The sequence below is a fragment of the Pseudomonas nitroreducens genome (genome assembly GCF_014204515.1).
GTDB classification, from domain to species: domain Bacteria; phylum Pseudomonadota; class Gammaproteobacteria; order Pseudomonadales; family Pseudomonadaceae; genus Pseudomonas; species Pseudomonas nitritireducens_A.
On record NZ_JACHLI010000020.1, the window covers coordinates 123,440 to 132,030 of the forward strand.

Genomic DNA, 8,591 nt, shown 5'->3' on the forward strand with positions numbered 1-8,591 from the left:
CCCCCTCTCCCTCCGGGAGAGGGCTGGGGTGAGGGCCAACCCCCGCTCCGCAGCACCACCGAAACACCGAACCATCCCCTCTCCCTCCGGGAGAGGGCTGGGGTGAGGGCCAGTCCCCGCTCCGAAGCACCACCGAACTACCGATCCGCCTCCTCTCCCGCCGGGAGAATGCTGGGGTGAGGGCCAGCCCCCGCTCCGAGGCACCACCGAAACGCCGAACCAGTTCCCTCTCCCTTCAGGGAGAGGGCTAGGGAGAGGGAAACGCCCCGCACCAGGCCCACCCCGCTACACCCGCACGGGCCAGGGAACGGAATCCCCTCCATAAAAAGAACACCAAAGGACCCTGTGCCATGCGCTCCCTGCTCACCCGAATCTGGCTCTTCCTCGGCAAATGGCTCGGCCGTCTGCTGCTCGCCGTCGCCGCCATCGGCCTGCTCAGCTGGGGCCTCGGCAGCCTCTACTACGCCTGGAAATTCTCCGGCCCGGTCTCCGCCCAGGAAGAAATCCCGCCGGGCGAAGCCCAGCTCACCCAGGCCATCATCGAAGACGCCGTACGCATCGTCGAACAGCACCGCGACAACACCCGCGTCCTGCGTGACGCCCACGCCAAGGCCCACGGCTGCGTGAAGGCTGAAGTCACCGTGGCCAGCGACCTCGCCCCCGGCCTGCGCCAGGGCGTGTTCGCCGAACCGGGCCACAAATGGGACGCCATGGTCCGCTTCTCCAACGGCAACGCCTATCCGCAGTTCGACAGCGCCCGCGACGCCCGCGGCATGGCCATCAAGCTGCTCGACGTCCCCGGCGCCAAGCTGATGCCCGGCAAGGGCCACGACAGCGAGCAGGACTTCGTCATGTTCAACCACCCGGTGTTCTTCGTCCGCGACGTCGCCGAATACCGGCAGAACTTCGCCGCCCAGGCCAGCGGCCAGAAGGTCGCCGCCTTCTTCCCCAGCTGGAAACCCAGCACCTGGGAAATCCGCCACCTGATCATCGCCCTGCAGACCCTAGCCCCCGCCCCGGACAGCCCCCTGCAGGCCGGCTACAACGGCATCGCCCCGTACAAGCTGGGTGAGGAAAACAACATCAAGTACCGCGTCATCCCGCTGAGCGAAGGCTGCCCGGCCTACCAGCTACCCAAGCTCAACGAGAAACTGCCCAACTTCCTGCGCACCGCGATGTACCAGCAACTCTCGGTCGACCGCATCCCCGCCTGCTTCGCCCTGCAAGTGCAGAAACAGGACCCGAGCAAGTTCATGCCCATCGAAGACGTCAGCGTCGAATGGAGCGAGAAGGATTCACCCTTCCAGACCGTCGCCACCGTCAGCATCCCACCCCAGGACTTCGACAGCCGCGAACAGAACCTCGCCTGCGACAACCTCTCCTACAATCCCTGGCATGCCCTCCCCGAGCACCGGCCGATTGGCGGCATCAACCGGCTGAGGAAGGCGGTTTATGAGGCAGTCAGTGTTTATCGGCATGAGCGCAATGGGGTAGGCGGGGAATGACCCGCCCCTCACGACCAGCACACTGAACGGACTCAACCGAATGAAGACTCCACTGCGCACCCACGAAAAGCTCCTGCGCAAAGGTGCTGCCAATCTGCAGCGCGGCATCGAAACCGTCGGCGGCCATCTTTACCTCACCAACCAGCGCCTGGTGTTCGAAGCCCACGCCGTCAACTTCCAGTCCAAGCCCAGCGAAATAGAGTTGAGCGATATCCGCTACACCGCCAAGGCCTGGACCAGGTTTCTGGGCATGATCCCGCTCTTCCCCAATTCGCTATCGGTCCATACGCAACAGAGCGATCCCTTCAGCTTCGTGCTGTTCGGCAGGAAGCAGTGGGCCGTAGCAATCGACCAGGCAATGAACGGACGGCTGGGCTGACCGCGCCCCTTCACCCACCTTGCAAATCCGTATCCTGAAGACAAGGACGATCATGAAGTACCGCACCACCCTCCTCGCACTGTTCATCACAGCGGCAGGCACCGGCTGCACCCAGGAGGAAATGCGTCAGTTCCAGGAAGGGCTGGACGCCCATATGCTGGAAATGAGCGCGCAGGACTACGTTGTCGTCCTGCAGCCCGCCCAGGCCCTCAAGGTCTGTGAAGAGCGCCTGCCGCAAGTGGCCGTCAACTGCGTAGTCGACGGCAAGCTGATCGGCCCGCCGGCCAAGCGTCTCCCCTTCGGCGTCATGAATGAAAAACTGACCTTCCAGGAACGCGGCGCCCACGCACAGATCGGTAACGTGCTGGTACTGACGACACAGACCACACTGAATGGCTTCAAGTACTTCAGCGCCACCGGCTACTCCACCCTCAGCACCAACCCGGAGCAGAAGGAGTTCGAGCGTTTCATCGGCACACTCTGGACCAACGCCTCGGTGCCGATGAACATCCATCGCCGCGACGATCAGGTGGCGACCAGTTTCCTCTACCGCAATGACGCCAACGCTCCACAGATCAACGCCGAACTGCACCGCCAGGCCGAGCTGGCAGCCCGCAACGCCCAGCTGCAGGCAGACCAACAGGCCTATGACAACTCCGTCGAAGGCCGCGCCGAGGCCCAGCGCAATGCCATCCTGGCCTGCCAGGAGGAAATCGACGACGCCCGCGCGGATATCGCGGAAGACGACCGCGTCGCCAGAGTCTCCGGCGTCCGCAACCTCAGCGTCCGCCACGAAGCAGGTCTTCGCATCGTGCGCTGCCAGGACGATATGAAGGCGTACTGGAAGGCCTACAAGCAACTGGGTGGCAAGGAGCGGACGATGGCGGAGTTGTTGAAGTAACTCTGGGGGCGGCCTGCTATCCCGATGCGGTTCCGTCGCCATGCCGATTGGCGGTGGAACGGACTGCAAATTCGAAGAACACCGGCCATGCGCCTGGCGGGCGATCCGATTCGCCAGGAACGACTGCTGGCTGAGGACGGCCTGGAACTCGATTACGTGGTGCTGAGCGAGTCCGCCGTGCACCAGGCGCTGGTGCTGAATTGGCAGGATGATCCTTGGGCGCGCTTCGGCGATCTGCCACGCGTGCTCGGCGGGCGCTCGCCGATCGCCGGGCGCACCGGCTGGCGCGGCTGGGCGAAGCGGTTGCGGACGTAGGGCGCATAACGCGGCACGCGTTATCCGCCGTTAGGCTGTGGCGGCGGATAAGCGCTTCGCGGTTATTCGCCCTACGGGCTCACCGGGAAATGCCGTTCGTAGGATGGCGTGGAGCGCAGCGATACCCATCAATGTCTACCCACTGACAGCATGGGTATCGCTGCGCTCCACCCATCCTACTTGTGCGTCACGCCGGGGTGGCGTCAGACGGTGCCGGCGAGCTTGAGAAGGGTCAGTACCAGCCCGCCGATGGTCATGAAGGACGCGAGCAGCGTGCCGAGGATCAGCGGGACGACGGTGCCTGGGGAAACGTAGGGCGTTACTTCGAGCAGGAAGCCGGAGCGGATGTGCTGTGGGGTCAGGCAGGTGATCCGGTAGTCGCCGGGTTCGCTGCAGCGGAATTCCCCGAGAGGATTGCTGGCGTTGCCGCCTATGTCGCTGCGGCGCACGGTGAATACGTTGAAGCGGCTGTACGCCTCGTAGGGCATGGGCTTGCCGGTGGCGCAGACAGTAACGGCGAAATCGGCATTGAAGTGCGCGGTACCGGTGACGACGGTGAAGGGCGGGAAGACGATGTTGATCACGTAGCGCCCCGGCTGTGGCAGCGCCACCACTTCTCCTCGGGCGGGGTCGGCCCAGCGGTAGCAGAGGCCGGGCGCGATTACCCGACGCAGTCCGCCGATGCAGCGGACCAGCAGGTAAACGCCGAGCAGCATCACCAGCGGGGCGCTCCATAGCAGGGTCGAGGGATCGAGGCTCATGGCGGGTGTCCTGCCTGGTTTTGGGTTCGCCAATTTGGCGGCGCTTTCGTCCACTCTGGCACATGCATCCGGCATGGCGAATAAAGGGTGGCGCGGCAGTCATGCAATCTGCCAAGGCGAAAAATGGCTGATCTTGCAAGCTGCATGGCAGCAGCTCGACAATCTTTTACAAGTCATTGATAAGTATGACTTTATTATTTTGTAACATTTGGCACAACGGCTGCAGCAGCTCTCATCGAGGTTTCCACCCTCTCGCCACGGAGCAGCCAAGATGATGACAACCACTGATGCCTACGCACCCACCGTCGTAGACACCACCGATCATTCGGGAGTGTCCTGGGCGGCGGTGTTCGCCGGGGCCGCCGGAGCGGCGGCGCTGTCCCTGATCCTGATCATCCTGGGCTTCGGCCTGGGCTTTTCCGCCGTGTCGCCCTGGTCGGGCGAAGGCGCGACGCTCAAGCAGCTGAGCGTTTCCACCATTATCTGGCTGATGGTCACGCAGATCCTCGCCTCCGGCCTGGGCGGCTACATCGCCGGCCGGCTGCGGGCGCGCTGGGCGACCCTGCATGACGACGAGGTGTACTTCCGCGACACCGCCCACGGCTTCCTCGCCTGGGCACTGGCGACCCTGGTAACGGCGATGCTGGTGGTGGGTTCGGTGAGCAGCGTCATCGGCGGCGGCCTGCAGGCCGGTGCGTCGGCAGCGACCACGGCGGCCGTGGCAGCGGGCTCGAAGGCCGGCGCCAGCGCTTCGGAAGACGGCTCGGGCTACTTCATCGACATGCTGTTCCGCGACAACCGCCCGGTGGCGGTGAGCGATGACGCAGCCCACGGCATCGCCACGCGCATCTTCGTGCGCAGCCTTGCCGAAGGCCAACTCAACGCGGACGACCGCACCTACCTCGCCCGCGTGGTGGCGCAACGTACCGAGATCAGCCAGGCGGAAGCCGAGCAGCGCATCGACCAGGTGTTCGCCGCCGCGCAACAGGCCAAGCTGAAAGCCCAGCAGGCAGCCGACACGGCGCGCAAGGTGGCTGCCGGCTCTGCCCTGTGGATGTTCATCGCCCTACTGTGCGGCGCGTTCTTCGCCAGCGTCCTGGCCATCCATGGCGGCCGTCGCCGCGACGCCGTGGTGCTGATGACCCGCACCACGCCGCATACCGCTCCCGTATCCCGTCCCGCCCACTGACTGGAGGCCCACCATGCGCTCGATTCTTCTGTACTTCCTCGGCGTTCCGATCCCGATCATCATCCTGCTGGCGCTGTTCTGGCACTGAGCCAGGCGCGCCGAAGACCAAAAAGCCGCCCTATGGGGCGGCTTTTTTGCGTGTCCGCGGTGGCTCTCTCGAGGACTGTTCGCGAGCAAGCTCATCCCTGCATGGATGAGCCAGATGTGGGGGCGATGTTGCCGGAGTTGACGGTCAGCCGCAGGAGCCAGGACGCTCCTGGCTGGGCCAGCCACTGGCAGCCGGCTATCATCGGACGGCCCTGCCAAGGGACCAATCATCTATCCGGCCAGGAGGGACCATGGCCCGCGACACCCTGCTGCACGATTTCGCCACTTTGTTCGCCTACAACTGGTACCGCGACTTTCCCGTGGATGGCTTCAACCGCGAAATGGGAACGCGCTCGGACTGGAACATCCACACCGGCATCACCCTGCGCCGCGTCGCTGACCTGATGGGTTACTTCGCTCACTTCGAATCGTCCAACCGCACCGACTCGGTCATCCGCGACGCCCGGCGCAACGCGGTGGCCTTCGCCGAGTGGGAATGGAAAAGCCCGGCCAGATCAGCCATCAACGAGCCGAAGAAGTTATCCGATGCTGCGAAAAAGGAAACGCCCAGGTTCTGCTTCCTGTTCAGCTATACCCCCCGCGGCACGCTGCAGAAATCTCTGGATTTTGTCGCTTCGCAGTGGAGCGCGGACACACCGCTGCTGGTATCCCTCATTGAATACAGCGGCACTCGCCGCCGCGTCTTCCACGAGATGTCGCTGTACCGTCTGCGCAATGGCGTCTGGAAATGTCTGCGACGCCAGCCCGCGCTGTCCTGGCGCCTGCCTGGCACACGCTGGGAACTGGAGGAAAGCGCGCTGGAAGAGCAGTCTGCCTGAGCGGCAACAGACTGACGCTCCCGCTCCTGCACGCGATGCGGCGACGGCTCAATAGACTTCCGGCACCTGCAGCTCCGACGGCGTCGGATGCCGACGGTAGCCTTCATGGCGCTGCCGCTCGGGCAGGCTGACGGCGGGCTGCTGGACTTCCTGGTAGGGAATCTGCCCGAGCAGGTGGTGGATGCAGTTGAGGCGGGCCTTCTTCTTGTCGTCGGCCTGCACGATCCACCAGGGCGCTTCGGCGATGTGCGTGCGTTCGAGCATGATCTCCTTGGCCTTGGTGTAGGACTCCCAGCGGCGGCGGGATTCCAGGTCCATGGGGCTGAGCTTCCACTGCTTGAGCGGGTCGTGGATGCGGCTGAGGAAGCGGTAGTGCTGCTCCTCGTCGGAGATCGAGAACCAGTACTTGAGCACCTGCACGCCGGAACGCACGAGCATGCGCTCGAACTCCGGCACGCTGCGGAAGAACTCCTCGTACTGGGCATCGGTGCAGAAGCCCATCACCCGCTCGACGCCGGCGCGGTTGTACCAGCTGCGGTCGAACAGGACGATCTCCCCCGCCGCCGGCAGGTGCGAGACATAGCGCTGGAAATACCACTGGGTGCGTTCGCGGTCGTTCGGCGCGGGCAGCGCGGCGACCCGGCAGACGCGCGGATTGAGGCGCTGGGTGATGCGTTTGATCACCCCGCCCTTGCCGGCCGCATCGCGGCCTTCGAAGAGGATAACCACCTTGTGGCCGGTCTTCACCACCCAGTTCTGCAGCTTGACCAGATCGGCCTGCAGGCTGAACAGGGTGTGGAAGTAACGCTGGCGCGCCAGGCGTTCCTCGTGGGTCTGCAGGCTGCCGTGGCGCAGCCCTTCGAAGTCGTAGAGTTCGTCGAACAGTTCGAGTTCGAGCTCTTCGTCGCGGTCATCCAGCAGGTCGCGCTGGACGCGTCGTGGGAAGTTCTTGTCATCGAGCAGCATGGTGGTTCGCCTTGTGCCGTCACTGGCTCAGTCACATCGCGTGACACTTTAATGACAGAAAAATGTAGTCACGCTTTATGACGAATTAATTACAGCCAGTGAAAGATATTTCTTACAAAGCCCGTGCTAGAGCGTTCCTCGATAGGACACCCGATGAATTAAGAAGGTCTTAACAGCGCCAGCGCACCGATGAATGGAATTGATGGCGCAACGCTGTCAGCGCTGGAAAACAGCCGCGAACTTCCGCCCACGGCCGCCAACAGGAGGGGAACAGAACTGGTCAGGCGTCGGCCAGCGGACGTGGCTTGTTGACGTACTTGAAGGTGCCGCTGGAAGTGGCCACCACCACGCCCTGGCTGTTGCGCAGCTCGCCCTCGCAGAAGGCGATGGAGCGGGTGTGGTGCTGGACCTTGCCATGGGCTTCGAGGATTTCCCCTGCTTCGCCGCCGGGGCGCAGGAAGTTGGTCTTCATCTCCACGGTCACCACGCCGCGATAGGCTTCGTCGGCATCGCTGGCGCTCAGGGCCATGGCCACGTCGAGCAGGGTCATGATCAACCCGCCATGGGCGTTGGCCCAGCCATTGAGGAAGTGCGGCTCGATCCGCACCACCAGGCAGCCCGGCCCTTTGCCATCGGCGGCGGGGGCATGGCGGAACTGCAGGTGGTCGAGCATGGGGATGGCGACGCCACGGTGGGCGGTATAGAGCTTGAGCTGGTCGATATCGAGGGGCATGGGCTTTCCTGGCTTGCGGGTGGGGCCAGGCGATGTTCCCCGCTCCGGCAGTCGAATCGCAAGCCCGGCGCAGCGTCATGCATCGTGGGAATGCCTGCTGATTGCAGCGTGCGCGCCAGCCGGCTGCGCCCCTCGCGGCGGGTAGTCAGCGCGACTTGCGCACGCCGCCCTGCTTCACGACCTGCTTTTCCACGGCCTGGACGAACAGTTCCTCGACCAGCAGGGACTGGATCGGCGCCTGGGTTTCCAGCGACAGGCTCATGGATTCGAGCTTCTGGTTCACCCCCAGGCGGGCGATGCCGCACAGCAGGATGCGCTGGGCACCGTGCAGGGTGCCCTTGTCGACCAGCACTTCACGCGGCTTGTCGCCGTCCAGGTAGCTGACCCTGAGGGCGATGGGGGTGGGTCCGCGCACGGCCAGGTTGAGCCAGGTCGCGATATTGAATTCGACGATCCAGCCCAGACCGGTCTTCTTGGCCGCGGCTTCACGGACCAGGTGCATCGGGACCGGCCCCAGGGGGGTGCTGTGGTTTTCCATGGCGATTTCTACTGCTGAATGGCGACGACGGATAGAGCGAAATGCACTAAGCGGACGGGCCAATTTTATGTGAAGCAGTTCAAGTTTTCAGGTGGTTTTTTGTAAGACAACGGCTACTGGGTAAGCACGAAGTTACAGAAGCCGACCGCTCTGCGATGCCGCTTTCGGCGCGGAAATGGACGACAGAAGCGCAGCGCAGAGCGTGGGACACGGAATACTGTCCGACGAAGCGAATTAGCGGGGGATTAACGTCGCACAGGATGTGCGGTGAAAGGTCCTTTAACCCTGTAGGAGATTCTATGTCTACCCCCGCGTATCGGCCGCAGGCCGATACGCCTGCTCAGTCGTCATCAGGGCAAAGGCAATGCGAGTCAGTTT

At 63.8% G+C, this 8,591-nt stretch carries 11 protein-coding genes; 7 read left to right on the plus strand and 4 right to left on the minus strand.

Going from position 1 to position 8,591, the window contains the following annotated elements; genetic code table 11:
- The first annotated feature begins 350 nt into the window (after positions 1–350).
- The 4 genes from HNP46_RS22635 (at position 351) to HNP46_RS22650 (ending at position 3,100) form a co-directional block, all read left to right on the plus strand.
- Positions 351–1,505: a catalase family protein gene (locus tag HNP46_RS22635; RefSeq protein ID WP_184593430.1), complete on the plus strand. Its 1,155-nt coding sequence runs from the start codon at positions 351–353 to the stop codon at positions 1,503–1,505.
- 40 nt (positions 1,506–1,545) lie between these two features.
- Positions 1,546–1,884, plus strand: a complete 339-nt coding sequence (locus HNP46_RS22640) for a GRAM domain-containing protein (RefSeq protein ID WP_184593432.1) — start codon at positions 1,546–1,548, stop codon at positions 1,882–1,884.
- A 52-nt stretch (positions 1,885–1,936) separates the two neighbouring features.
- Entirely contained in the window at positions 1,937–2,785 is an 849-nt protein-coding gene (locus HNP46_RS22645) for a hypothetical protein (protein WP_184593434.1), read from the plus strand.
- Between the two features lie 87 nt (positions 2,786–2,872).
- Complete coding sequence (locus HNP46_RS22650) at positions 2,873–3,100, plus strand: hypothetical protein (RefSeq protein WP_184593436.1); 228 nt, start codon at positions 2,873–2,875, stop codon at positions 3,098–3,100.
- Between the two features lie 203 nt (positions 3,101–3,303).
- Here the strand turns inward: HNP46_RS22650 and HNP46_RS22655 are convergent, their stop codons facing one another.
- On the minus strand, positions 3,304–3,861 hold the full coding sequence (locus tag HNP46_RS22655; protein ID WP_184593438.1) for a hypothetical protein: 558 nt from the start codon (positions 3,859–3,861) through the stop codon (positions 3,304–3,306).
- On the opposite strand from HNP46_RS22655, the gene HNP46_RS22660 reads away from it, so the two are divergent.
- The 3 genes from HNP46_RS22660 (at position 3,860) to HNP46_RS22670 (ending at position 5,976) form a co-directional block, all read left to right on the plus strand.
- Positions 3,860–4,066, plus strand: a complete 207-nt coding sequence (locus HNP46_RS22660) for a hypothetical protein (RefSeq protein WP_184593440.1) — start codon at positions 3,860–3,862, stop codon at positions 4,064–4,066. The two genes, HNP46_RS22655 and HNP46_RS22660, sit on opposite strands and share 2 nt — an antisense overlap.
- A gap of 66 nt (positions 4,067–4,132) precedes the next feature.
- Entirely contained in the window at positions 4,133–5,050 is a 918-nt protein-coding gene (locus tag HNP46_RS22665) for a hypothetical protein (protein WP_184593442.1), read from the plus strand.
- Positions 5,051–5,388: 338 nt separating this feature from the next.
- Positions 5,389–5,976, plus strand: coding sequence for a hypothetical protein (locus HNP46_RS22670; RefSeq protein WP_184593443.1), 588 nt, complete (start codon positions 5,389–5,391; stop codon positions 5,974–5,976).
- A gap of 48 nt (positions 5,977–6,024) precedes the next feature.
- Here HNP46_RS22670 and ppk2 read toward each other — a convergent pair whose 3' ends face one another.
- The 3 genes from ppk2 to HNP46_RS22685 all read right to left on the minus strand — a co-directional run bounded on the left by ppk2 (position 6,025) and on the right by HNP46_RS22685 (position 8,213).
- Positions 6,025–6,942 carry a polyphosphate kinase 2 gene (ppk2, locus tag HNP46_RS22675; protein WP_184593445.1) on the minus strand — a complete coding sequence of 306 codons (918 nt, stop codon included), beginning with the start codon at positions 6,940–6,942 and terminating at the stop codon, positions 6,025–6,027.
- 280 nt (positions 6,943–7,222) lie between these two features.
- Positions 7,223–7,675, minus strand: coding sequence for a PaaI family thioesterase (locus HNP46_RS22680; RefSeq protein WP_184593448.1), 453 nt, complete (start codon positions 7,673–7,675; stop codon positions 7,223–7,225).
- A gap of 145 nt (positions 7,676–7,820) precedes the next feature.
- Complete coding sequence (locus HNP46_RS22685; protein WP_184593450.1) at positions 7,821–8,213, minus strand: hypothetical protein; 393 nt, start codon at positions 8,211–8,213, stop codon at positions 7,821–7,823.
- Positions 8,214–8,591 lie beyond the last annotated feature (378 nt).